At 70.2% G+C, this 24,413-nt stretch carries 23 protein-coding genes and 1 pseudogene; 14 read left to right on the top strand and 10 right to left on the bottom strand.

Annotation, left to right across the window (positions count from 1 at the left end):
• Positions 1-134: 134 nt before the first annotated feature.
• The 4 genes from FNH24_RS22430 to FNH24_RS22445 are packed head-to-tail and all read left to right on the top strand — an operon-like array spanning position 135 to position 2,569.
• Positions 135-1,118: a zinc-binding dehydrogenase gene (locus tag FNH24_RS22430; protein WP_152364484.1), complete on the top strand. Its 984-nt coding sequence runs from the start codon at positions 135-137 to the stop codon at positions 1,116-1,118.
• Positions 1,119-1,168: 50 nt separating this feature from the next.
• The gene (locus FNH24_RS22435) at positions 1,169-1,801 is read left to right on the top strand and encodes a PadR family transcriptional regulator (protein ID WP_152364485.1); all 633 of its coding nucleotides are present in this window, start codon (positions 1,169-1,171) and stop codon (positions 1,799-1,801) included.
• Positions 1,798-2,217 (top strand): SgcJ/EcaC family oxidoreductase, encoded by a 420-nt coding sequence (locus FNH24_RS22440; RefSeq protein ID WP_246187023.1) that lies wholly within the window; start codon positions 1,798-1,800, stop codon positions 2,215-2,217. Before FNH24_RS22435 ends, FNH24_RS22440 begins: the two co-directional genes overlap by 4 nt.
• Positions 2,210-2,569: a hypothetical protein gene (locus tag FNH24_RS22445; protein WP_175047909.1), complete on the top strand. Its 360-nt coding sequence runs from the start codon at positions 2,210-2,212 to the stop codon at positions 2,567-2,569. Before FNH24_RS22440 ends, FNH24_RS22445 begins: the two co-directional genes overlap by 8 nt.
• A gap of 18 nt (positions 2,570-2,587) precedes the next feature.
• On the opposite strand, the gene FNH24_RS22450 is transcribed toward FNH24_RS22445, so the two are convergent.
• From FNH24_RS22450 to FNH24_RS31575, 3 genes are read right to left on the bottom strand one after another with little or no spacing between them, the layout of a single operon-like run.
• The gene (locus FNH24_RS22450; RefSeq protein ID WP_152364486.1) at positions 2,588-4,060 is read right to left on the bottom strand and encodes an amidohydrolase; all 1,473 of its coding nucleotides are present in this window, start codon (positions 4,058-4,060) and stop codon (positions 2,588-2,590) included.
• Positions 4,057-4,905 carry an HAD-IIB family hydrolase gene (locus tag FNH24_RS22455; protein WP_161606264.1) on the bottom strand — a complete coding sequence of 283 codons (849 nt, stop codon included), beginning with the start codon at positions 4,903-4,905 and terminating at the stop codon, positions 4,057-4,059. The genes FNH24_RS22450 and FNH24_RS22455 overlap by 4 nt, the downstream gene beginning before the upstream one ends.
• A 4-nt stretch (positions 4,906-4,909) precedes the next feature.
• A complete protein-coding gene (locus tag FNH24_RS31575; protein WP_161606265.1) occupies positions 4,910-5,914 on the bottom strand; it encodes a hypothetical protein in 1,005 nt (334 codons plus the stop codon).
• Between the two features lie 421 nt (positions 5,915-6,335).
• Here FNH24_RS31575 and FNH24_RS22470 point away from each other — a divergent pair.
• From FNH24_RS22470 to FNH24_RS22495, 6 genes and pseudogenes are all read left to right on the top strand, one after another.
• Positions 6,336-7,349 (top strand): annotated as a pseudogene (locus tag FNH24_RS22470) (AAA family ATPase); the annotation flags it as partial.
• A 203-nt stretch (positions 7,350-7,552) separates the two neighbouring features.
• Entirely contained in the window at positions 7,553-8,536 is a 984-nt protein-coding gene (locus FNH24_RS22475) for a DUF58 domain-containing protein (RefSeq protein ID WP_246187057.1), read from the top strand.
• Positions 8,533-9,528 carry a VWA domain-containing protein gene (locus FNH24_RS22480; RefSeq protein WP_246187024.1) on the top strand — a complete coding sequence of 332 codons (996 nt, stop codon included), beginning with the start codon at positions 8,533-8,535 and terminating at the stop codon, positions 9,526-9,528. The genes FNH24_RS22475 and FNH24_RS22480 overlap by 4 nt, the downstream gene beginning before the upstream one ends.
• A 58-nt stretch (positions 9,529-9,586) precedes the next feature.
• The gene (locus tag FNH24_RS22485) at positions 9,587-10,549 is read left to right on the top strand and encodes a VWA domain-containing protein (protein WP_152365027.1); all 963 of its coding nucleotides are present in this window, start codon (positions 9,587-9,589) and stop codon (positions 10,547-10,549) included.
• A 38-nt stretch (positions 10,550-10,587) separates the two neighbouring features.
• Positions 10,588-10,899, top strand: a complete 312-nt coding sequence (locus FNH24_RS22490) for a DUF6247 family protein (protein WP_152364492.1) — start codon at positions 10,588-10,590, stop codon at positions 10,897-10,899.
• A 123-nt stretch (positions 10,900-11,022) separates the two neighbouring features.
• A complete protein-coding gene (locus FNH24_RS22495) occupies positions 11,023-12,042 on the top strand; it encodes a Gfo/Idh/MocA family protein (protein WP_152364493.1) in 1,020 nt (339 codons plus the stop codon).
• Positions 12,043-12,074: 32 nt separating this feature from the next.
• On the opposite strand, the gene FNH24_RS22500 is transcribed toward FNH24_RS22495, so the two are convergent.
• Positions 12,075-14,453 carry an HAD-IC family P-type ATPase gene (locus FNH24_RS22500; RefSeq protein WP_217428428.1) on the bottom strand — a complete coding sequence of 793 codons (2,379 nt, stop codon included), beginning with the start codon at positions 14,451-14,453 and terminating at the stop codon, positions 12,075-12,077.
• 209 nt (positions 14,454-14,662) lie between these two features.
• On the opposite strand from FNH24_RS22500, the gene FNH24_RS22505 reads away from it, so the two are divergent.
• On the top strand, positions 14,663-15,193 hold the full coding sequence (locus FNH24_RS22505; protein WP_217428430.1) for a GNAT family N-acetyltransferase: 531 nt from the start codon (positions 14,663-14,665) through the stop codon (positions 15,191-15,193).
• Positions 15,194-15,214: 21 nt separating this feature from the next.
• Here FNH24_RS22505 and FNH24_RS22510 read toward each other — a convergent pair whose 3' ends face one another.
• The 4 genes from FNH24_RS22510 to FNH24_RS22525 all read right to left on the bottom strand — a co-directional run bounded on the left by FNH24_RS22510 (position 15,215) and on the right by FNH24_RS22525 (position 18,598).
• Complete coding sequence (locus tag FNH24_RS22510) at positions 15,215-16,162, bottom strand: hypothetical protein (RefSeq protein ID WP_152364494.1); 948 nt, start codon at positions 16,160-16,162, stop codon at positions 15,215-15,217.
• Positions 16,159-16,476 (bottom strand): PadR family transcriptional regulator, encoded by a 318-nt coding sequence (locus tag FNH24_RS22515; RefSeq protein WP_152364495.1) that lies wholly within the window; start codon positions 16,474-16,476, stop codon positions 16,159-16,161. The genes FNH24_RS22510 and FNH24_RS22515 overlap by 4 nt, the downstream gene beginning before the upstream one ends.
• Before the next feature lie 66 nt (positions 16,477-16,542).
• Positions 16,543-17,253, bottom strand: a complete 711-nt coding sequence (locus FNH24_RS22520; protein ID WP_161606266.1) for a FadR/GntR family transcriptional regulator — start codon at positions 17,251-17,253, stop codon at positions 16,543-16,545.
• A gap of 16 nt (positions 17,254-17,269) precedes the next feature.
• Positions 17,270-18,598 (bottom strand): MFS transporter, encoded by a 1,329-nt coding sequence (locus FNH24_RS22525; RefSeq protein ID WP_152364497.1) that lies wholly within the window; start codon positions 18,596-18,598, stop codon positions 17,270-17,272.
• Between the two features lie 99 nt (positions 18,599-18,697).
• On the opposite strand from FNH24_RS22525, the gene FNH24_RS22530 reads away from it, so the two are divergent.
• The 3 genes from FNH24_RS22530 to FNH24_RS22540 all read left to right on the top strand — a co-directional run bounded on the left by FNH24_RS22530 (position 18,698) and on the right by FNH24_RS22540 (position 21,166).
• Positions 18,698-19,372 carry an RraA family protein gene (locus FNH24_RS22530; protein WP_152364498.1) on the top strand — a complete coding sequence of 225 codons (675 nt, stop codon included), beginning with the start codon at positions 18,698-18,700 and terminating at the stop codon, positions 19,370-19,372.
• A 19-nt stretch (positions 19,373-19,391) separates the two neighbouring features.
• Positions 19,392-20,117, top strand: a complete 726-nt coding sequence (locus FNH24_RS22535; protein ID WP_152364499.1) for a YggS family pyridoxal phosphate-dependent enzyme — start codon at positions 19,392-19,394, stop codon at positions 20,115-20,117.
• 68 nt (positions 20,118-20,185) lie between these two features.
• Positions 20,186-21,166, top strand: coding sequence for an ABC transporter substrate-binding protein (locus FNH24_RS22540; RefSeq protein WP_152364500.1), 981 nt, complete (start codon positions 20,186-20,188; stop codon positions 21,164-21,166).
• 63 nt (positions 21,167-21,229) lie between these two features.
• Here the strand turns inward: FNH24_RS22540 and FNH24_RS22545 are convergent, their stop codons facing one another.
• Together FNH24_RS22545 and FNH24_RS22550 are read right to left on the bottom strand one after the other, a co-directional pair.
• On the bottom strand, positions 21,230-22,204 hold the full coding sequence (locus FNH24_RS22545) for a helveticin J family class III bacteriocin (protein WP_152364501.1): 975 nt from the start codon (positions 22,202-22,204) through the stop codon (positions 21,230-21,232).
• Between the two features lie 149 nt (positions 22,205-22,353).
• A complete protein-coding gene (locus FNH24_RS22550; RefSeq protein ID WP_217428431.1) occupies positions 22,354-24,243 on the bottom strand; it encodes a S9 family peptidase in 1,890 nt (629 codons plus the stop codon).
• Positions 24,244-24,413: the final 170 nt, after the last annotated feature.

Consider the following 24,413-nt stretch of genomic DNA (forward strand, 5'->3'; position numbering starts at 1 on the left):
TCTGCGTGTTGACGTGCCCATGGGTCGATCTAACCAGTCCCCGCGACCCAGGGTGAGCCGAACCCGCGGACCGGCGACGAGTGACGGACGACACGGTTGACCTCAACTCGGCTTCAGGTCGCACCGTTGATCCCATGAAAGCCATCAGACTGCACGCCTTCGGCCCGCCCGAGAACCTTCGCCTCGACGACCTGCCCGACCTCGAACCGGACGACGGCGAGGTCCGGATCGCGGTCCGGGCCAGCGGGATCCACCTGCTCGACACCGTGCTCCGCCGGGGCGAGACCGGCGGACCGCTGCCGCCCGGCGCGCTGCCCACCGTGCCCGGCCGCGAGGTTGCCGGCACCGTCGACCGGGTCGGTGCCGGCGTCGACGACTCCTGGCGCGGGCGCCGGGTGGTCGCCCATCTGGGGTTCGTGCCCGGCGGGTATGCCGAGCAGGCCGTGACCGCGGTGGACCGCCTGTTCGACCTGGAGGCGCTGCCCGGTCCGGTGACGCCGGCGGACGCGGTGGCGCTGGTCGGCACCGGCCGGACCACTGTCGGCGTGCTGACCGGCGCGGCCCTGACGGCCGACGACACGGTGCTGATCCCCGCCGCCGCCGGCGGCATCGGCTGGTTGCTGGTGCAGGCCGCCCGGTCGGCCGGTGCCCGGGTGATCGCCGCCGCGGGCGGACCGGAGAAGCTCGGCCGGCTGCGCGAGCTCGAGCCCGACGAGTTGATCGACTACAGCCGGCCCGACTGGCCGGATCGGGTCCAGCAGGCACCGACCGTCGTGCTCGACGGGGTCGGCGGCGACGTCGGCCGCGCCGCCTTCGAGCTGCTCGCGCCCGGCGGCCGGCTGCTGATGTTCGGCTATTCCTCCGGTACAGCCACCCGGGTGACCACCGACGATCTGGTCGACCGCGGCGTCGGCGCCTCCTGGGGCTTCGGCTTCCCCCGCGGCAGCGGCCCGGAGGTGCTGCGGCCGTACGTCCTCGAAGCCCTGCGCCGTGCCGCCGCCGACGAGTGGCGCCCCCTGCTGACTTCGTACCCGCTGGCCCAAGCCGCCCAGGCCCACACCGACCTCGAATCCCGCCGCACCCTCGGCAAGGTCGTCCTCCTCCCCGACCCCTCCTGACTCCCTAGTGCGTACTGCTATAGTGCATGTTGCACTAGCAGGAGGTACGGATGGCTCGTGGCCATGATCTGGTCGGTCTCACGGTGTTGGCGATGCTCTCGGTGCGGGACGGGCACCCGTACGAGTTGCAGCGGTTCATCGTCGAGACGCACAAGGACTACGTCACCGGGCTGCCGCGCAGCCTCTATCACGCGGTCGAACGGCTGACCCGGGACGAACTGATCCAGCCGGCGGAGACGGTCCGGGACGGGAATCGGCCGGAGCGGACCGTCTACCGGATCACCGACGAGGGCCGGGCCCAGCTGGCCACCCGGCTGCGGACGCTGATCGAGGTGCCGGAGCTGGATCGGCGGACGTTCGTCGCGGCGGTGTCGCTGCTCGGTTGTCTGCCGGCCGGGTCCGCCCTGGCCGCGCTGCGGACCCGGGCCGCGACGATCACCGGCGCGGTCACGGCGCTGACCGGGCAGCTCGCCGCGCTCCGCGAGGAGGGGCTGCCGGATCTGCTGCTGCTCGAGCTGGAGTACGAGCGGGCGGTGCAGCAGGCCGAGCTCGACTGGATCGGCACCGTGCTGGACCGGATCGAGCGCGGCGACCTCGACTGGTCCGGCACCGTCCGGCTCGACCTCCTGGCCGACGTGCTCCGCGAACCCGCCACCGACCAAGACTCAGGGAGGACTTCATGATCAACTTCAGCATGCCGACGCCGCCGACCGAGACGGCCGAGCAGGTGCACCGGTTGCTGCACCGGCTGACCGAGACCTGGAACGACGGCGACGCCGCCGCCTACGCCGAGCTGTTCACCGAGGACGCCGACTACATCACCTTCTTCGGCCTCCGGTTGCGCGGCCGGACGGCGATTGAGGAAGGCCACCGCGCGTTGTTCAAGCAGCCGATCAAGCTCGAACCCGACAACGGCAGGGCCGACCTGAAGCCGCTCGCCGAGGGTGCGGTGTTGATCGTCTCCAGCGGCGGTTCCACCGTCGACGGTCAGGCCGACCCGAGCCGGGACTCGGTCGTGACGCTCACCGCGGTCGACACCCCCGACGGTTGGCGGTTCGCCTCGTTCCAGAACACTCGGCGGAGCGATCCCCGTGGCTGAGCGGAAGAAGCTGATGGTCGAGGTCGCCGGCCGGATCGATGCCCCGCTGGACCGGGTCTGGCCGGAACTGAAGGCGGGTATCGCGGCCACCGAGACCGACGGGACGACGCTCGCCTACCAGGGCGGCTGGTGGTATCGCGGCGAGTGGTCGGCCGAGTCCGACGGCGCCGGGACCTTGATCATCCACCGGGTCTTCAACGTCGCCGCCTGGATGCGCTGGGGCGTGCCGCTGGCCAACCGCTTCTTCATCGGGTTCCGGGACACCACCCGGTCCGGCTTCGAGCAGGCAATCACCGAAATCGCCCGCCGCCTAGGAACGACAGCCACCCCGCAGCCGACTTGTCAGAACTGAGTTGTGCCAGGGGGCTACTCAGTTCTGACAACTCGGTGGGTGGGTCCAGTGGCCGGCGAGCATCGTGGCGTGCACGGGCATCGTGCGGAGTTGGTCTCGGGTCGCGGTCAGTGGGTCCAGGTCGGTGATCACCAGGTCGGCCGGGTCGCCGGGCCGGACCGTGGCCCGGCCACCGGTCGAGGCGTCCAGGGCGGCGGCGACGGTCAGTCGTTGTTCCGGGTGCCAGGGCTCCCGTCCGTCTCCGGTACGGTGCACGGCCGCGGCGATCGTCCGCCACGGGTCGAGGGGGGACACCGGTGCGTCGGAGCCGAGCCGCAGGGTGGCTCCGGCGGCGAGCAGGCTCGCGTACGGGTAGGCCCGGCCGGTCCGGCCCGGCCAGTGCCGATCGGCCACGTCCCGGTCGGTGATCACATGATCGGGCTGGACGCTGGCGACCACCCCGAGCGCGCCGAACCGGGCCAGGTCATCGTCCTTGATCAACTGGGCATGCTCGATCCGGCCGGGCCGGCCGGCGGCGGCGAACGCGTCCAGGGCGACGGTGTTGGCCCGGTCGCCGATCGCGTGCACGGCGCACTCCAACCCGGCCGCTCCGGCTTCCGCGATCATGGTCGTCAACGACCCGAGGTCGTACTGCAGGATGCCGTGATCATGGTCGGCGTCACCCGGCTCCGGATAGCGGTCCCAGCATGCGGCGGTGCGGGTGTTCAGCGATCCGTCGATCATGATCTTGAGCGGCCCGCCGGTGAGCAGCCCGGCGCCGTCCGGCAGCGGTTCGCCGGTCCGCAGGCCGAGCCGGATCGCCTCGGCCAGGTGCGGCGGATACAGCCCGCACTCGACCCGCAGCGACCGGGTGCCGGCGGCGACCCGCCGGCGCCACACCTCGTGGTTGGCCTGGAACTCCAGCTCGACGATGCCGACCAGCCCGCGCGCCGCCGCGGCCCGGGCGGCCTCGTCGGCGTAACCGTCGGAGCGGTCGGCGACCAGGTCGGAGATCGCCTGCAGGACAGCGAAGGCCGCGTCCTCGCGGATCAGCCCGTCCTCGCTCGGGGTGACCCCGAACCGGCGGAAGGCGGCCGAGTTCAGCCAGGCGCAGTGCAGGTCGTTGGAGGCCAGCACCACCGGGCGGTCCGGCACGGCCCGGTCCAGCGCGGCCCGGGTCGGCCGGTCGGCCCAGGCGGCGTCGCGGAAGCCGTACCCGGTGATCACCGGATCGCTGCCGGCCTGCTCGGCGACGAGCTCGATCACGGCGGCGGCGGAGGTGGTCGGGGTGAGATCGATCCGGCGCCGGGCCAGCGCCCACTGATCGAAATGCACGTGCCGATCCCACAGACCGCGGAGGACGAACCGGCCCTCGAGATCGATCACCTCGCCCGGGTCCACGGCGTCCGTCGCGAGGCCGACCCGGCCGGCGGTGATCAGGAGATCGGTCGGGGCGCCGGACCCGGCGCCGACCAGGCGGACGTTGCGCAGCAGCAACGACGGCGCCGTCATCCGGCCGGCTCGGCCAGCCAGCCGCTGATGGTCCGGCCGACCCCCGACTCGGCGTTGCTCGGCACCACGGCGATGCCGAGGTCGAGCAACAGCGGATGAGCGTTCTCCATCGCGTGTGGCAGGCCGACGACGGACAACAGGTCAAGATCGTTCGGCATGTCGCCGAACGCGGCCACGTCGGCCAGCGCGATGTCGAGATCGGCACACACCTCGGCCAGCATCGAGGCCTTGCTCACCCCGAGCCGGCTCAGCTCGATCAGCCGCGAACCCGGCATCGAGGAGTGCGTCACGGTCAGCACGTCACCGATCAACTTCGTCGCCGCGGCCGCGAGGTCATCCGACGCCCACTCGGGGTGCCGGGCCAGGATCTTGACATGATCACCGGCCAGGGCCAGCTCCTCGGCCCCGCCGATCCGCAGCGCCGGGTCGTCACTGGTGTCGTCGGTGAGCAGATAGCCCGACTCGTGCCCGAACCAGTCCCCGGACTCGAAGCCGAAGCGCACCTCGGGCAACTCCCGGCGGAGCAGGCGGACCGCATCCCGGCCCAGCGTCCGGTCGATGGTGCGCGACCGGAGCACCCGCCGCTCGCCCCGGTCGTACAGGACGGCGCCGTTGCTGGCGATCACCGTCGGATGAGCGCCGGGCAGCTCACTGATCACCTCCAGCCAGCGGACCGGTCGCCCGGTGGCGAAGATCACCGGGATGCCGGCCCGCTGGGCTGCGGCGACAGCCTGGGCGTTGACCTCGGACACGGTGCCGTCCGGGGACAGGAAGGTGCCGTCAAGATCGGAAACGATCAACGCCGGTGCGGGCCCGGCGTGGCGGGTGATCAGCTCGGAGGTCAACGGATCAGAGCCTGGACCGGGGCGACGGCGGCCCGCCACCGGACTGCGACGGGGTCGGTCCGCCGGTGTCGCCCGGCGACGGCGAACCCGACATCGACGGCGTCTGGCTCGGTGACCCCTCCGACGGCGAGGGTGACCCGCTGTTGGGGGAGGGCGATCCGCTGTTCGGCGACGGCGACCCGGAGGACGGCGACGGCGAACCTGACGACGGCGGCGGCGAACCCGAGGACGGGGGCGGCGAACCGGAGGGCGGCGGCGAACCCGACGGCGGCGGTGAGCCGGACGGCGGCGGGCTGGCGGTCGGCGGCACCGGCGGTGGCGGCGACTGCGGCGGCTGGTTGCGGAAGATCAAGATCGCGATCAGTACGGCGAGCGCGGCCAGCAGCATCATCAACAGCCAGGAGATCAGGATGGTCGCCCAACCGGCCCGGGAATAGCGGCCGGGCCAGGGCAGCGGCCAGAGCCGGGCCAGCCCCGGCTTGACCCGGTCGATCCAGTACAGCCGGTAGTCCGGCCCCGCCGGCCGGCCCTGCATCGGCAGCACGGCCAGGGTGACCTCGTTCAGCACCCGCTGGGCCTCGGCCGCGGCGGCCGGCGAGCCGTCGTAGGCGAGGGCCGCCCACGGAGCCGTCGGATGTCCGTCCGGGGCGATCGGGTCGTCGTCGTCGGCCTGGTAGCGCCGGCCGAGCCGACCGGAGTCCTGGCCGTGCCCGCCCCGGGCCAGCACGGTGTCGATGTGCATCTGGTTGACGACCCCGGCGAACCGGTCGCGGGCCGCGGCATCGCCGGCGGCACCCTCCGAGAGCAGCACGATCATCACCGGCACGCTGCCGGTGGCGCCCTCTTGATCGGTCGGCGCGGCGCCGTGGCCGGTGTAGACCACCCCGGACTGGCTGGCGGTGAGCCGCGCGTCGAGCCAGAATTCGCCGATCTTCGGCGGATCGTCGGGCAGCAGTGGGTGGACCGGGACGTACTCCGGTTGTCCCGGCGGCGGTTGGGGTGTTGACATCGCCCTCTATCTCACCACATCGAGGCCTCCACCGACCGCTGCGTCGGCGGCGCGAGAGCGTACGGCAGCCGGACGAGTGTCTCGGCAGCCAGAGCCTAGTGCCGTCGGGGTCGGGACCGCCCCGGCCTCCCTGTGCCGTACCTGTGAATCCGGTCGCCGGACTGCGTAGGTTTGACTGCCTCGCGGCGGCTGAACCGGTCCGGTGGTGGAATGGTCGTCGCCTCGCGCTGTGACACGGGGCCGGGACGGGCGTCTGCGAGAATGACTTGGCGCCGGGGCACCGGTAGGTTCGTGGTGGCAAGCGGGTCCGCCGCGTCGGTCACGGGCGGTCGCTGCGCGGCAGACGAAGGATTTACGAGGAGACTGAGTGAGCAGCGCGACACAGGGCCAGCAGCAGACCCAGGGTGCCAATCAGAAGGTGGCGCAACTGCTGGGCGAGGCCATTTCCCAGGTGCAGCGGGTCATCGTCGGCCAGGAACACATGGTCGAGCAGTTGATGGTCGGCCTGCTGGCCAAGGGACACATCCTGCTCGAAGGCGTGCCCGGCGTCGCCAAGACGCTGGCGGTCCGCAGCTTCGCGACCGTGGTCGGCGGTGAGTTCGCCCGGATCCAGTTCACCCCGGACCTGGTGCCCTCCGACATCGTCGGCACCCGGATCTACAAGGCGAGCCAGGAAGGCTTCGACGTCGAGCTCGGCCCGGTCTTCGTCAACTTCGTGCTGGCCGACGAGATCAACCGCGCGCCGGCCAAGGTGCAGTCCGCGATGCTCGAGCTGATGGCGGAGAAGCAGGTGTCGATCGGCGGCAAGACGCACCCGGCGCCGAACCCGTTCATCGTCATCGCGACCCAGAACCCGGTCGAGTCCGAGGGCGTCTACCCGTTGCCGGAGGCGCAGCGGGACCGGTTCCTGCTCAAGGTCGACGTGCCCTATCCGCGGGGCAACGAGGAGTTCGAGATCCTGCGCCGGATGAGCGTCGATCCGCCGTCCTCGAGCCCGGTGCTCAACCCGGAGATCGTCCGCGACCTGCAGCGGCGGGCCGAGGACGTCTTCGTACACAACCTGGTGGCCGAATACATCGTCCGGCTGGTGCTGGCGACCCGGACCCCGGGCGAGTTCAACATGCCCGACTTGACCTCGGTGATCCAGATCGGCTGCAGCCCGCGCGCCACCCTCGGCCTCGTCGCCGCGGCCCGCGCGCTCGCCCTGATCCACGGTCGCGACTACGTGCTGCCGACCGACGTCCAGTCCGTCGCCAGGGACGTCATGTCGCACCGGTTGGTGCTGGGCTTCGATGCCGTCGCCGACAACATCAACCCGGCCCAGGTGGTGGAGCGGATCGTCGCCATGGTGCCGCCGCCCACGCCGGTCTGGAACAACAACCAGCAGCAGGGCTCGCCGAACCATCAGCAGGCGCCCCAGCCGGACTTCCACTAGGCGGGTCGTCGTTGTCGTCAGGAGCACCGAACTTCCCGCCACCCGCCGGACGGCCGGCCTTTCCGCCTCCGTCCGGAGGCCCCGCGTTCCCGCCGCCTTCCGGCCCGGCCGCCATGCCGCCGCCGGCCGGGCCGCCGCTGGAGTTCGCCGAACCGTCCGCGGACCAGGCGGCCCAGCACGGGGCGTTGTCCTCGGTGCTCGGGATGCCCACCCGGCCGACCATCCCGCTGAACAAGCTGGCACCGGAGGCCGCGCTGCGTCGGCTCGAGCTGGCCATCGTGCGTCGGCTCGAGGGCTACCTGCAGGGTGATCATCTCGGCCTGCTGCCGGGTCCCGGGACCGACGCCAATGACGCCCGGGTCTACATCGCGGGCGAGGACGACGTGCGCAAGATCGACTGGGCGGTCACGGCCCGGACCACGGTGCCGCACGTCCGCGACACGATGTCCGACCGGGAGCTCGAGGTGTGGGGGCTGCTGGACGTCACCCCGTCGATGAACTGGGGCACCGAGGGCGTCACCAAGCGCGACCTCGGGATCGCCGCGATCGCCACCATCGGCTTCCTGAGCCAGAAGATGGGCGACCGATTCGGCGGTTACATCATGCGGCCGGAGCAGCTGCGGCGGCTTCCGGCCCGGTCCGGCCGGGCCGCCCTGTACGGCCTGCTCCGGCGGATGCTGACCGAGCCGTTCGTGCCCGACCACGCCCGCGGCCCGATGACCCTGGCCGCCTCCGTCGAGCAGCTCTCCCGGACCCAGCGGAGGCGCGGCCTGCGGGTGGTCGTCTCCGACTTCCTGACCCCCGGTGATCATGAACTCGACCCGAACGTCGAGCCGGAGTGGGAGCGGTCGATGCGCCGGCTCGCGGTCCGCAACCAGGTGCTGGCGATCGAGGTCGTGGACAAGCGGGAGGTCGAGTTCCCCGACGTCGGCGACATGCTGATCCGGGATCCGGAGACCGACTTCGAGCGGTACGTCAACACCGGCGACGACGGCGCCCGGTCCCGGATGGACGCGGCCAGCGCCGCGCAGCGGGAACGAATCCGGATCGCGCTTCGTCGGGCAGGTGTCGGGCACATCCAGTTGCGTACCGACCGAGACTGGGTGCAGGACATCGCCCGGTTCGTCCTGGCGTATCGCCGGGTCGCGAGCATGTTGCACGCACCGCCGCAGGGAGTGGCCAAGTGAACGGATTCATCGACGACATCGTCGACTTCTTCGTGAACCTGACGTTCCTGTCGGCCGACCGGTTGTTCGCGCTGCTGACCATCCCCCTGCTGATCGCCGCGTACATCTTCGCTCAGCTGCGGAAGAACCGGCGCGGCATGCGGTTCACCAACACCTCGATGCTGGAGGCGGTGATCCCGAAGCAGTCGCAGTGGCGGCGGCACCTCGCCGTCGCGCTGTCGATCATCAGCCTGGTCATGCTGACCTTCGCCTGGGGCCGGCCGGCGACCAAGGTCGAGGTGCCGCGGGAACGGGCCACCGTGGTGATCGCGCTGGACGCGTCGCAGTCGATGCAGGCGGTCGACGTCAAGCCGACCCGGTTGGACGCGGCCAAGCAGGCGGCGATCGAGTTCGTCAAGCAACTGCCGGACAAGTACAACGTCTCGGTCGTGTCGTTCGCCGGATCGGCGACGATCCTGGTCCCGCCGACGCTGAGCCACACCACGGTGGAGAACACGATCAACGGGATCAAGCTCGACGACTCGACCGCGATCGGCGAGGCGATCTTCACCGGGCTTCGGGCGATCGGTCAGGCGCCCAAGGACCCGGACGATCCGAAGAACGTCGCCCCCGGGGCGATCGTGCTGCTCAGCGACGGCACCAACACCGCCGGTCGGGCGCCGACCCAGGGTGCGGCGGCGGCCAAGAACGCCAAGGTCCCCGTCTATACCATCGGGTACGGCACCGAGAACGGTTTTGTCGACCTGGACGGGAAGCGTGAGCCGGTCCCCGTCGATCATGAGCTGATGCAGCGGATCGCCGAGGACACCGACGGCGAGTACTTCCGCGCGGCGACGGCGGATCAACTGAAGCGGGTCTATCAGAACATCGGCTCCGAGGTCGGCTACGAGAAGGTGAACCACGAGGTCACCTCCGCCTTCGCCGGCTTCGGCCTGGTCTTCGCCGTGCTGGCCGCCCTCGGCGCGATCTCGTTGGGGGCGAAATGGCCGTGATCAACATTGCGTGCCCGGCGCCGGCAGCCGGGCCCGATTCCGTCGAAGGACGTCCATGATGACTCCGATGATCGCCTTCCTGTCGCCGGAGCGGCTGCTGTTGTTGCTGCTGATCCCGGCGCTCGTGGGTCTCTATCTGCTGCTGGTCCGGCGGAAGATGAAGCGCAGCAACACCTCCGGCCGGACCATGTTCGACTTCGTCATCCCGAAGGAACGGACCTGGCTGCGCCATCTCGCGGTCGGCCTCGCGGTGCTCAGCCTGGCCAGCCTGACGGTCGCCTTCGCCAAGCCGAAGGACGAGGTCGCCGTGCCGCGGCAGCGGGCGACGATCGTGGTCGCGATCGACGTATCGCTGTCGATGCTGGCCGAGGACGTCGCCCCGAACCGGCTCGATGCCGCCAAGGCCGCCGCGGCCGAGTTCGTCGAGTCGCTGCCGCCGAAGTTCAACGTGTCGCTGGTGTCGTTCGCCGCCGCGACCTCGATCGTGGTCCCACCGACGCTCGACCGGGGCGCGGTCACTGCCGCGATCCAGGCCCTCGAACCCGACCAGGGCACGGCGATCGGCGACGGCATCTACACCTCGCTGGCGGCGCTGAACCAGGTGCCACCGGATCCGGACGATCCGAAGGCGCCGGTGCCCGCGCGGATCGTGCTGCTCAGCGACGGCAAGACCCAGATCGGCAAGTCCTCGGCCAGTGCTGCTGAGGAGGCGAAGGCCAGGAAGGTCGAGATCTACACGATCGCGTACGGCACCGACACCGGCACGATCGAGATCGGCGGCCGGGTCGAGCGGGTCCCGGTCGACCGGGCCGAGATGCAGCGGATCGCCAAGATCACCGGCGGTGAGGCGTACGAAGCGCGGTCGGCGGGTCAGCTCAAGGAGGTCTACGCCGACATCGGCACCTCGGTCGGCACCGAGAAGGTGGAGCAGGAGGTCACCGAGCGCTACGCCGGCTTCGGCCTCGCCTTCGCCATCCTCGCCGCCGTCGGCATGATCTCCCTCGGCGCCCGCTGGCCTTAGCACGCTCCGCTGTCAGAGGGCCGGTCTACGATGGCAACATGACGGCTGGCGCGCGCTCCCCAGATCGGCAGACTCCACCGGAGTTGACGCCACGGGTCATCCGAGCCGCGCTCCTGCCCGAGGACGTCGGCGATTTCGACAGCGAGTTTCGCCAAGTGATGGCCGAGGCAACGGAATCCCTCGACCTGACAATCGTGCATTCCTTCCTCCGCCGCTGGCAGATTGTGGCGTGGTCCTCCCAAGATCCGCAAGCACATCGTCGAATGCTGGAAAACGCTGATCGGCTCAACGCGGGGAAGGAAATCCCTACCGAAACGTGGAGCGTGACAAAGGCCAGGCTCGGCCTTTAGGTGTACACCGTCGATTCGGATCCGGAGGCACGGGCCCGTGGATGATGATCGATGCGGGCCGGCGGGCCCCCGACCAGGTGGGTATGGTTTCGCAACACAGGTATGTCATGAGGGGTCTGATCGATGGAAGAAACCGCCCCGCCCCGCCTCGGCGTCGTCGGCTGCGGCATCCGCGGCTTCCTGTTCGCCACGGCGATCCGGCAGCATCCGTGGGCCGAACTAGTCGCGGTCTGCGACCCCGACCCCGAGGTCCGGGAGCGCGCCGAAGCTGCCCTCGGCGTGCCGGGCTACGCCGATGCCGAGGCGATGTTGAGCGTGCATCCTGAGCTGACCGCTGCGGTGATCGCGACGCCCGACTTCGCCCACCGGGACGCGGCCGTCGGCTGCCTGGAACGCGGTCTGGATCTGATGATCGAGAAGCCGCTGGCCACCACCGTCGCCGACGCCGACGCGATCGTCGCCGCGGCCGGCGCCACGGACCCGAAGATCATGATCGCCTTCGAGAACCGGTGGAATCCGCGCTTCGCCGAGCTCCGCCGCCAGCTCGCCGCCGGCGGTGCCGGCACGGTCGTCAACCAGGTGATCAACCTGAACGACACGATCTTCGTGCCGACCTCGATGCTGTCCTGGGCCGCGCGCAGTTCACCGGCCTGGTTCCTGATGCCGCACAGTCTTGATCTTGCCTGCTGGCTGTCAGACAGCTGGCCGGTGAGTGTCTTCGCCCGCGGCGTGAAGCGGGTACTGCCCGGACTCGGTGTCGACACCTGGGACGCGATCACCGCCTCGTTCACGATGGCTGACGGGTCGGTGACCGTGCTCAACTCGCAGTGGGTGCTGCCGACCTCGATGCCGGCTGTGTTCGACTTCCGCTATGAGCTCAACACGGACACGACCAGCTTCCGGCTGAACGTCTCTGACAGCGGGGTCACCCGCTACGACGATGCCGGCGGGCAGTGGGTCCAGCTCGGCCATCCCGGGGACGGCCAGGTCCGCGGCGTCCCGGTCGACATGATCGGCGACTTCATCGCCGTCCTGGGCGGCGCGGAGCGGGACGTCCCCGGTCTGCAGGCGGGCTATCTGATCACCGCGGCGATCGAGGCCGTGCACACCAGCCTGGCCACCGGGTTGCCGCAGGGAATCTGAATCTCCGTTCGCCCGGCGCCTCTACCCGGGGTTCAGTCCAGGGGGTGGCGGCGGGGCCAGATCAAGGAGTAGAGCCCGAAGGCCGCGGCGCCGACGGCGACGGCGATGGCTGCGGCGGCCAGGTGCCAGCCGTCGGGTTGCTGCAGTTCCAGGAACCGGGCGAACAGCGGCACGGCCAGGGCCAGCACCAGGGCCGCGGCGCAGCCGCCGACCAAGATCAGCTTCCACCACACGTACGGCCGGGCCACGATTGCCAGCGCCGCCAAGGCCAGGCAGAAGAGGGTGATCGCGGCCGTGGTCTGGGGCAGCGGCGAGTCGTAACCGTCGCGGGCGAGGGTGATCAGATAGACCGCGAAGGTCGGCACCGCGCAACAGATCCCGGCCGGGATCGCGAAGGTGAGGACCCGGCGGACGAAGTGGGGCTTGGCCCGGTCGAAGGTCGGCGCCAGTGCCAGCAGGAAGGCCGGCAGGCCGATCGTGAACGCGTTGATCAAGGTCTGGTGGATCGGCAGGAACGGGTACGGCAGCAGCGCGTTGCCGCTGAGTCGCGACCAGATCGCGCCGACGGCGATCACCAGCGCCAGGGTGATCGCGTAGATGGTCTTGGTCAGGAACAGGTTCGAGACCCGGCCGATGTTGCCGATCACTCGGCGACCCTCGGCCACCACGTGCGGCAGGGTCGCGAACTCGTCGTCGAGCAGCACCACCTGCGCCACCGAGCGGGACGCCGCGGAACCCGACCCCATGGCGATGCCGAGGTCCGCGTCCTTGAGCGCCAGCACGTCGTTCACGCCGTCCCCGGTCATCGCCACCGTGTGTCCGCGGGACTGCAGCGCCTTGACGAACGCCTGCTTCTGATGCGGCTGCACCCGGCCGAAGACGGTGGCCCGCTCAAGCAGGTCGGCCAGCTCGGCGGGGTCCTCGGGCAGGTACCGCGCGTCCACCGGCTCGGCCGCACCCACGACTCCGAGCTGCGCCGCGACCGCGCCGACGGCGGCGGGGGAGTCGCCGGAGATGATCTTGACCGCGACGCCCTGCTCGCGGAAGTAGGCGAGCGTCGCCGCCGCGGTCGACCGCAGCCGCTGCCGCAGCACCACCAGGGCCTGGGCCCGGGCGCCGACGACGCCGTCGGCGGTCGAAGCCGACTCCGCGGTGATCAGCACGAGCACCCGCAGGCCCTGCGCCGCCAGGGTTTCGGCCTGCCGACAAGCCGGATCGTCGGGCTCGAGCAGCACGTCCGGGGCGCCGAGCAGCCAGGTGCCGTGATCGTCGAACCGGGTGCCGCTCCACTTGCGGGCCGAGGAGAACGGCATCGTGTCGATCACCGACCATCCGGGGTCGGTGATCTCCAGCGCGGCCAGGTGGGCGGCGACGGCCTGCATGGTCGGGTTCGGGCTGTCGTCGGCGGTGGCCAGCGCGGCGAGCGCCTCGGTCGCGACCGCGCCGGCGATCGGGCGGATCGAGTCGACGTCCATTCCGCCCTCGGTCAGCGTCCCGGTCTTGTCCAGGCAGAGCACGTCGGTGCGGGCGAGGCCCTCGATCGCCGGCAGTTCCTGGACCAGGCAGCGCCGGGCGCCGAGCCGGATCACGCCGACCGCGAACGCAACCGAGGTCAGCAGCACCAGGCCTTCAGGGATCATCGGCACGATGCCGGCGACGGTGGAGACGATCACCTCCCGCCAGCGCTGCGGATCGGCGGCCTGGCTGATGATCAACAGGATCGCGATCGGAACGATCAGCCAGTTGATCATCCGGATGAACCGATTGATGCCCTCGCGCAGATCCGACCGGGCCAGCGCAAACTTGCTGGCCTCCTCGACCAGCTTGGCGGCATAGGACTCCGCACCGATCCGCTCGGCCCGGAACAGCCCGGTGCCGGCCACCGCGAACGAGCCGGACCGCACCTCGGCGCCGGGCTCCTTCGCCACCGGGTCGGCCTCGCCGGTCAGCAGCGACTCGTCGATCTCCAGGTTGCGCGACGTGATCACCGGCCCGTCGACCATGATCCGGTCGCCGGATTCGACCAGCACCAGGTCGTCGCGGACGAGCTGCTCCGGCTCGATCTCCAGCACCACACCGTCCCGCAGCACCCGCACCGTGGCCCGGTTCAGCAGCGACAGCCGGTCCAGCGTCCGCTTGGCCCGTACCTCCTGAACGGTGCCGATCAGGATGTTGGCGATGATCACGCCCGCGAACAGCCCCTGCTTCCAGCCGCCGAAGCTGATCGCGATCACCGCGAGCAGGCCGATGATCGCGTTCAGCGGCGTGAACAGGTTGGCCCGCAGGATCGCCGTGAACGGCCGAGACGTGCGCCGCTTCGCGTGGTTCACGGCTCCGGCGGCGACCCGCTCGGCCACTTCGGCCGCGCTCAGCCCACGCTCGTCGGTCAACTGCGTCGTCCTGGTCGTCACGTCAACTCCCGCGGAGCTCCGGCGTGACGGCCGGCCGCTCCGGTCGTCTCGGTCTCCGCTGGGACAAGACTCCACCCGCCGGCCCCGGGCTGTCGATCACCCACGCTGAGTTGTCAGAACTGAGTAGCCCCAGGGCACAACTCAGTTCTGACAACTCGGCGGGTGGGGAATCGTTAGGCTTGCGGCCAGCCGAGAGAATGGGGTGTGGCGTGAGCGATGGACCGGCGCTGCGTGCGCTGCGCGAGGACGATCTGCCGTTTCTGGAGCGGCTCAGCACCGACCCGGACGCGCTCGGCCCGTTCGAGTGGCCCGGCTTCACCGACGTCCGGCGGAATCGCCGCCGCTGGGAGGAGGACGGCTACATCACGCCGACTTCCGGCATGGTGGCGGTCACCGACGCCGAGGACACGGTGGTCGGGATGGTCGTCTGGAAGTCGGAGGGGCGGGGCGTGCCGACCGGCGTCACGTACGAGATCGGCATCGCGCTGCTGCCGGAACACCGCGGCCGTGGACTGGGCACGAAGGCCCAGCAGTTGTTGATCGACTACCTGTTCGATCACACCACCGCGAACCGGGTCGAGGCGACCACCAACGGCGAGAACTATGCCGAGCAACGGGCGTTGGAGAAGGCCGGCTTCACCCGGGAGGGGCTGATGCGCGGGCGATCGTTCATCGGCGGCCGCTACCACGACACGATCATGTACGGCCTGCTCCGAGCGGACGCCCGGCCCGAGTCCTGATCCTGATCTTGCTCGAGCCCGTCAGCGGCTCGGCGTGCGGTCCGGCACCGGCGGACCAGCCGGCCGGACCGGCGGAGCGAGACCGAAGATCACTCCGCCGGCGAGCGCGAGGTGCCCGATCAGAGCCAGGGCCGGTCCGGACGGCGCCGCGTTCCGACCATCGGTGCCGAACGTGTCAGCGATGGCCATCCCCATCGCGGCGGCGGCGAACCAGCCGGCCAGGATCATCCCGCCGACCAGCAGCAGCCCGTACGCCAGCAGTTGCTGACGGGTCAGCGCCCGGGCCCGCGGCGCCAGGCCGCAATACAACAGGAAACCGATCGAGCTGCAGAGGGCGAGGGATCCCCCGGCGACGACGAAGACCGCCCCGGTGACCTCTCCGGCAGCGGCCAGGTCTGCGTAGATCCGGTCCAGGGCGAAGCCGGGGACCTTGGCCAGCGGATTCCAGACGGCGATGTTGAGCACTCCGAGGGTGCCGACCACCAGCGTCGCGAACCCGAACCCGGCGCCGTAGGCCCAACGCGCCGAAGCCGAAACGGTGCCGCCAGGGCGCACGGCCGTCGGCGCTGCCTGCCGGTCGGGCGGGATCCGGAGCATACCGATCACCATCCAACCACCGGCCACCACACCGACCGTGATGATCACCGTCATGATCATCCCGAGCGGCGAGCCCGGATCGTAGCCCTGAAGGACGGAGCCGGCGGCCAGCAGGGCGGCGGCGGAGAGCAGGGCGGCGGCCCAGCGGCCGCGACGCTGCCGGAGCTCCCAGCGCGGCAATCCGGTGATCAGCGGGTCGGTCCGATCGACCGAGAGCACCGTGCCGAACGCCCCGGCCAGCACCGTCAGGGGAGCCAGGCCGAGCTCGCGGACTCCGGCGAGATCGGCCGACCATTCCTCCCGATACCTCGCGCGGAGCACGGGTGGCAGCGCGAGCACCGCCAAGCGGATCCCGGCCGTGATGATCTTCACGCCTCGGCCACCTTGGGCCGGACCTGGGGTCGCGCCCGGGTGGCACGCAGGGCCGCCACGGCGGCGATGGCGGCGGCTCGCCCGTCGGCGGTGAGCGCGTAGTAGCGGCGTCGCGGGCCGGGCCGGGAGTCGCCGGCGTCCCAGGCGGAGGTGACCCAGCCGAGGCGCTCCAGTCGTTCGAGGATGGGGTAGACGCTGCCGGCCGGTCGGTCGCTGGCCTTCACGACCGCCAGCCCCCAGATCGGCGCGGGATCGGCCAGCAGGACGGACAGCACGTCACCCGTCGCCGGCGTCAGTCGGGTCAGTGGCTCCACGCTTCAAATCTAGCTATATAGAGATAGCGGGGTCAACCTCGGGACGGACCTCGATGATTCCGGCGATCACTCGTCGAGCTCGGCGTGCAGGCCGAAGCCGGCTTGATCGAGATGTCGTTGCATTTCCCGTTCGGCCAGCTCGGGGTCACCGGCCTCGATGGCGTCGATGATCGCGGCGTGCGCGTCGGCGATGTGATCAATGGTCTTGCCGGCGTTGACCCAGCCCCGCCAGCCGACGACGCGGGCGTCGTAGAGCAGCGCGGCGACGGCATCCATCGACATCAGCACCAGATCATTGCGGGCCGCCTCGGCGATCGCGCGGTGCAGGGCGATGTCGGCCTCGAGCAGCTCGGGCGAATCCTGCGGCAGCCCCCGCCACGCGGTGAGTCGTTGACGCATGATCGCGACGTCGTCGGCCGTCGCCCGAGCCGCGGCCAGCCGGGCGGCGCCGACCTCCAGCAGCCGGCGGTAGTCGTGGAACTGCAGCACCGCGTCCGCCTCGCGCCGCATCCGGGACCGGAACATGCCCTCCAGGTCGACGGCGTTCGGCAGCCGGGAGACCGTGGCCCGGCCCTGAGTGCGGGTCAGCCGGCCCTGGCCGGCGAGCTCGGCGATGGCCTCCCGGACGACCGGGACCGACACCCCGAAGCGCTCGGCCAGCTCCCGGGTCGGCGGGATCGGGTCACCGGCGGCGAGCTGCTCCTCGTCGAGATAACGGCCGAGCATGGCGACCACCTGGAGGGACAGCGAATGCCGCTGGACTTCGTTCCTGATCATGATCATGAACCGCTGATCAGGAGCCGACCGGCTCGTCGGCCGAGACGTCGCCCGCCCTCCCGATCGCCAGCACGGCGCCGATCGTAGCGGCGCAACAGAGCACCAGATAGCCGCAGACCAACCAAGGGGTCTGGTTGCCGAGCAGGACCAGCCCCGACGCGATGAACGGCGTCGGCCCGGCGATCAGGACGCCGTTCAACTCCCGCGCGACCGCGACGCCGGAGAAGCGATAGCGGACCGGGAACAGGTTGACCAACATGGCGCCCTGGGCGCCGGCCATCGCGCCGAAGCCGAGGCCGAAGGCGAGCGCCATCACGATCGTCGCGATGATCACGTTGCCGCTGCTCAGCCCCAGGAACAACGGCACCACCCAGACGATCGCGAACGAGGCGCCGAGGATGAAGACCTGGCGGTAGCCGAACCGGTCGGCCGCCAGGCCGAGGAACGGACACAGCAGCATCCCGGTGAAGGCGGCGATCAGGACCGGGATCAACGCCTCGGTGCGGGCCAGGCCGATGGTGGTGGTCAGGTAGCTGAGGGCGAAGGTGTTCAGCAGGTAGGCCCAGGCGTTGTGGCCGGTGATCGACAGGAAGCCGAGCAGCACCAGCCGCCAGCTGTCGCGGAACAGCTCGCGCAGCGGCAGTTGCTCCCGCTGCCGGCGCTCGGTGGCCGACTTCATCGCGGCCACGTATTCCGGCGTTTCGTCCAGTCGGTTGCGGATGTAGAGCGCGATCACGAAGAGCACGGCGGAGATCAGGAACGGGACCCGCCAGCCCCAGGACAGCAGGACGTCGTCCGGCAGCCCGGACACCGCGAGGAACGCCAACGTCGCCAGGGCCGAGCCGCCGGCCGTGGCAGCGTTCGGGATCGCCGTGTAAAGGCCCCGGCGTCGGCGGGGTGCGTACTCGGCGATCAGAGTGATCGCCCCGGCCAGTTCGGCGCCGGCACCGAAGCCCTGGATCAGCCGCAGCAAGATCAACAGCAGTGGCGCCAGCACCCCGATGCTGGCGGCGCCGGGCAGCAGGCCCATCAACACGGTGGCACCGCCCATCAGGGCCACCGACAAGATCATCGCCGGCTTCCGGCCGACCCGGTCGCCGATCTGGGAGATGATCACGCCGCCCAGCGGTCGGACGAAGAAGCCGACCGCGAACGTGGCGAACGCCGCCAGCACGCCGGCCGACGGCACCAGGTCGGGGAAGAACAGGTGGTTGATCACCAGACTGGCTGCCGCCCCGTAGAGCGCGTAGTCGTACCACTCGATCAGCGTGCCGATGGTGCCGGCGACGACCGCCTTGCGGGCACCCGGGGTGAGCCGGTTCGATTCGGCAGAGGTGCTGGACATGGGTCTCCCAACGTCGGCGGCGATGCCGGTGCGGCCTGTCCTCGTAACTTATCTGAGAAGTTGATAGGTTGCATCCTCTGACCCGGCAGGAGGCTGCAGATGAGTGAGTCGACCCCACCGCGCGGCGACGCCGAACGCCTGGCCCTGATCACCGAGCGGCTGTACACGCCCGTCCTCGGCGACGTGCTGGACACCCTCGGTCGGTTGCACCAGTTCCTGCCGGCGGGGATCCGGGCCCTCCGGCCGGAGATGAAGGTCGCGGGCCGGGCGATGCCGGTGCTGACCCGGGACGTGTTCGGCCGCGGCGAGCGACCCTTCGGCCGGCTCACCGAGGCGCTCGATCAACTGGCAGCGGGCGAGGTCTATCTGGGCGTCACCGGGCGGTCCGAGGCGGCGTGCTGGGGCGAGATCCTGACCGCGACCGCCCGGATGCGCGGCGCGGCGGGGGCGGTGCTGGACGGACATCACCGGGACACGCCCGCCGTCCTGGCGCAGGACTTCCCGGTCTTCTCCCGTGGCAGCTACGCCCTCGACTCCGGGCCGCGCACCGCGGTCGTCGACTACCGGGTCCCGGTCGAGCTGGGTTCGGTCCGGATCGAGCCGGGCGACCTCGTCGTCGGCGACGTCGACGGCGTGGTGATCATTCCCCGCGACGTCGAGGACGAGGTCCTGGAACGGGCGCTGCAGAAGGCGTCGGCCGAGAACCTGGTCCGCCGGGAGATCGAGGCCGGGATGTCCGCGACGGACGCCTTCGCCAAGTACGGCGTCCTGTAGCGCCACTAGGGTGGTGATCATGGGTCAGCTCGCAGAGAACCTCGCCGCGGTCCGGGGACAGATCGACCGGGCTTGCGCCGCCGCCGGCCGGGACCCGGCCGAGGTGCGGCTGCTGCCGGTGAGCAAGACCCATCCGCCGGAGTTGATCATGGAGGCGTACCAGGCCGGGCTGCGGCTGTTCGGCGAGAATCGGCCACAGGAGCTGGCGGCCAAGGCGGAGCAGTTGCGGGACGTGCCCGACCTGACGTTCGCGGCGATCGGGCACCTGCAGACCAACAAGGTGAAGCTGATCACCGACTGGGCGAGCGAGTTCCACGCGCTGGATTCGATCAAGGTCGCCGAGGCGCTGGACCGTCGGCTGCAGCAGGCCGGCCGGAGCCTGGACGTGTTCGTCCAGGTCAATTCCTCGGGCGAGGACCAGAAGTTCGGGCTGCCGCCGGAGGAGGTCGAGGCGTTCGTGGCATCCCTGTCCGCGTACGCCTCACTCCGGGTCCGTGGCCTGATGACCCTGGCGATCTTCTCCGATGATCAAGAACGGGTCGGTCGTTGCTTCGCCCTGATGCGCGACCTGCGGGACCGGCTGCGCGACAGCGATGCCGGCAGCGGCTGCGCCGAGTTGTCGATGGGCATGTCGGGTGATCTGGAGCAGGCGATCGGGTACGGCGCGACGACGGTCCGGATCGGCCGGGCGATCTTCGGCTCCCGGCTGGAGCCGAACGACTACTGGCCCGGCGCCGCGCAGTAGCCCGGCCGAGGTCGCGCGGCACCCACCCTCCTGTTTAAGCTTAGGGAAACCTAAGTCGAGGGGTGTTCATGAAGGGTTTGTTCGCGCGCCTGGCCGTGCTCCTGCTGCTGGTCGGGGTGGCCGGGTGTCAGTCGGTGGCCGCTCCGGAGGCCGCGCCCGGTCAGCCGTCCGGGGCGCCGTTCCGGACCATCAGCCATGCCATGGGGGAGACAGCGATCCCCACCCAGCCGCTGCGCGTGGTCGCTCTTGATCAGACCTTCGTCGACGCGGTGCTGACCCTCGACACGGAGTTGATCGGCTACACCACCTATCGCGCGATCGAGGGCGACAAGCTGCCGGAGTATCTCGGCCCGGTGCTGGACCAGGCCGGTGACGCGGTCGCGGTCGGCTCGCTGGAGGAGCCGAACCTGGAGGAGATCGCCAAGCTGCAGCCGGATCTGATCTTGTCGGCCAAGGTCCGGCACGAGAAGCTGTACGACCAGCTGTCGGCGATCGCGCCGACCGTCTTCAGCGAGACCACCGGCGCGCTGTGGAAGGACAATCTGCGGCTGGCCGCCCAGGCGCTCGGCAAGGAGCCGCTGGCCGAGGAGCGGATCGCCGCCTACACCGAACGCGCGACCACGATCGGCTCGGCGATCAAGGAATCGGCGGGGGAGCTGCCCGACATCTCGATCGTCCGGTTTGCCGGGGAGCCGACGATCCGGCTGTACGTGGAGAACTCCTTCTCCGGCCTGGTGTTGAAGGACGTCGGCTTCGTCCGGCCGAAGGGACAGCCGAACGCGACCGACTCGATCGTGGTCGACGTCAGCCGGGAGAACATCCCGGATCTCGACGCCAGCCACATCTTCGTCGCCACCTGGGCCGATCCGTCGGCGACCGAGGCCAAGGAGAAGATCACCAAGGACCCGCTGTGGAACCGGCTGACCGGCGCCAAGCATGATGTCGCCGACCTGACCTGGATGAGCTCGGTCGGCCTGCAGGGCGCCCACGCGATCCTCGACGACGTCGCGACGTTCTTCGACGTCCCACCCTCCGCCGACCTCCGCTGACCCCCTGCCGACTTGTCAGAACTGAGTTGTGCCATAGGGCTACTCAGTTCTGACAAGTCGGCATCAGGAGAGGTGGTAGACGGGGAAGGGGGACTTGTTGACGCCGACCATGATGCGCCGTACGCCGCCGCCCAGCGGATCGGTCTCGACCTTGACGCCCTCCGCTTCCGGCGTGCCGATCCCGTCGACCGTGTAGGTCGTCCCCTGGGTGGTGTTGCCGCCGTTGGTGTACAGGAAGGAGTAGATCGTCGGCGTCTGCCCGTTACCGCCGCCGTAGACGTAGAGGTATTTGTTGCCCGAGCCGACACCGACGATGTCGAAGCCCTGGAACGAACCGTGCGGCCGGCTCGGCTCCTTGAAGCGTGACTTGGTGATGGCGGTGTCGCCCAGGACCGATGCGATCGACAGTTGCTGTCCGGCGGCGGCCAGCATGGCGGCGGTCAGGGCGGAGGTGTCGAAGATGCCGTAGTAGGACGACGATCCCGTTGCCCCCACCTGGACCCGGAGCCCGATCCGGTCGTCGCCGTCGGCCGTCGCAACCGCGACCCGGACTCCCTCACCGGAGTAGCCCGGGGCCACGGCGGCGAGCCCGATGAGCGAGCCGAGCCGGGTGAAGCTCGCCGGCTGACCGCCGGCCGCCGGGTGATATTCGATCAAGGAGACCCGGGTCGACCAGTACTGGGAAGCCGGTCCGGCGCTCGACCCGACCCAGAGCAGGATCCGGCCGTCCTGGACGTACGCTTCCAGCGACTCACCGTGGCCGTAGCCCGCCAACGTCACGCTGTCGGCCCGGGCGCAGGTCCGGCCCGACAGGACACACCGGGTCAGCACGGTGGCGGCGGTGGTGCGTTGGGTGACGAAGGCCTGGTCGGTGCCGAGATAGTCGAAGTTCTGCACGGCCGTCGTGGCCGTCAGTCCGGTTACGGTGAAGTCGAGGGTCGCCGTCGCCGCCGCTGCTCGGCCCGGTGAGAGCACCAGGCCCAGGCAGGCGGTCAGGATGAGGGCGATGGTGGTCCGAAACGTACGGATCAGTGGCATGGCTGGGCCTCCCGCGGCTCGTGCCCAGTTGGCTGACGCCCTGGACTTTGAGCCAGAGGCTAATGAGGTTTCGGACGTGTCGGAAGGCCCAACCTGTGCTGATGGCAGGGCCCTGGACCGTCGCCGTTCCATCGTCTATGGCGACTCCACTACCGAGGGTCGCGGACCACGTCCTGGAGGTTGTCGATCGGGATCGGGGTCAGCTCGTCGGCCGGATCGAAGCCGAAGACCCGGCCGAGGAAATAGAGCTGGGCCTCGGTCGCGGCCTGGATGTTCTCGGCGCGGCGGAAGCCGTGGCCCTCACCGGGATAGATCACCATCGCGACCGGCAGCCCCTTGCTCCGGACCGCGTCGGCCATCATCTCCGCCTGGTTCGGCGGCACCACCTTGTCCTCGGCGCCCTGCAAGATCAGGATCGGTGCGCTCAGTTGATCAACATGGTGGATCGGCGAACGATCATGGTAGGTGTCCAAGGCCTCCGGGTACGGCCCGACCAGACCGTCCAGGTAGCGCGCCTCGAACTTGTGCGTGTCCTTGGCCAGCGCCTCCAGGTCGCCGATGCCGTACAGGCTCAAGCCCGCGGTGAACCGGTCGGTGGCGGTCAGCGCGCGCAGCGTCGTGTAACCGCCGGCGCTGCCGCCCTCGATCGCCAGCCGGGCTTCGTCGGCGAGCCCCTGCTCGACCATCGCGGTCGCGCCGGCGACACAGTCCTCGACATCGACGATGCCCCAGGCGCCGCGCAGTCGCTCGCGGTATTCGCGGCCGTAACCGGTGCTGCCGCCGTAGTTGACGTCCAGCACGGCGATGCCGCGGGAGGTCCAGTACTGCACGCTCAGCCGCAGCGCCGCGGTCGAGAACACGGTCGGGCCGCCGTGCGACCGGGTGATCAGCGGGGGCAGCGTGCCCGCCGGTGCCGTGAAGTCCGGGTTGACCGGCGGGTAGTACCAGCCGAACACCGGGCCCGCCTTGCTGGACCAGGAGACCGGCATCGGGGTCGAGATCACCTCGCGGGGCAGCGTCGCGTCGCCGGAGGCGCGCAGCTCGGTCCAGGCCGGCTGCTCCAGCTCCATGATCATCAGTGCTTGGGGTCGGTCCTCGTACTGCATCACCGTGGCCACCCGGCCGGCGCCGGCGGTCAGCGATCCCGGCTCGCCGCTGTCGGCGAACGGGGTCAGTTCGCCGCTGCGCAAGGTGAGCCGGCCGATCCCGGCGGCGCCGTTGCGGCGCCAGCTGCAGATCAGCTCGGTCTCGTCGATGATCACGTACGGGGTATCGCCGAGCAGCCAGGGCGGATCGCAGAACTCGGCCTCGGCCTGATGCAGGGCGCGGACCGAATCGCCGTTCCAGACGTACAGGTTCCACCAGTTGGTGCGGTCGGAGATGAAGATCAACTCGCCGGACGGCAGCCACTCCGGATAGATCGCGGACTCGGTCGGCCCGCCGGCAACCGGCGTCAGGTCGCGGACCTCGCTGCCGTCCAGCCGGGCGGTCATCAGGGCGGTGCTGTCCCACGGCATGTTCGGGTGGTGCCACTCGACCCAGGCCAGTCGATGATCAGGACCGAGCCGGGGCGCGGCGTAGAAGTCCGCGCCCGAGCACAGGACCGAGCCGCCGGTCGGGTTGTCACCGGCCAGGTCGACCGCGACGACCGTGTTGACCGGCTCGGCATCGCCCTGGTGCTCCTCGCGGACCGCCAGGACCAGCCCCTGCTCGGGATAGAGGCGCAGATCGGCGTAGCGGAATCCGCCCTCGGGCGTGAGCGGGACCGGAGTCGTCCCGGCCGGATCGGTGCGGTACAGCCGTTGGTCGGCGAAGTCGACGAAGACCACGACCCCGTCGACCGCGGCGTACGACCGGCCGCCGTACTCATGCACCCGGCTGCGCACGTTGAACGGTGCCGCCGTGACCTCGGCGAGCTCTCCGGCCCCGTCCCGCCGCCAGATGCTGATCCGTCCGCCCTGGTCCGCGCGGGATTCGGTCCAGAAGGTCAGGTCACCGTCGATGATCGGCGTGCCCAGACTGGTCGATTGAGCGGTCATCAGATGCGGGGTGACGGGCGAGGACCACGATCCATAGGGCTCAACCGGCATGATCACCACCCTAATGGCCCAACACGTAAAGCGTTTGCCGCAATCGGGTCGCTGGTGCAGTTGTGGCGGATGGTGCACAATGGGTGGCGATTCACCCGGAGTGTGCCGAGTCGAGGATG

This window comes from Microlunatus speluncae, from assembly GCF_009299835.1.
GTDB lineage: Bacteria > Actinomycetota > Actinomycetes > Propionibacteriales > Propionibacteriaceae > Microlunatus > Microlunatus speluncae.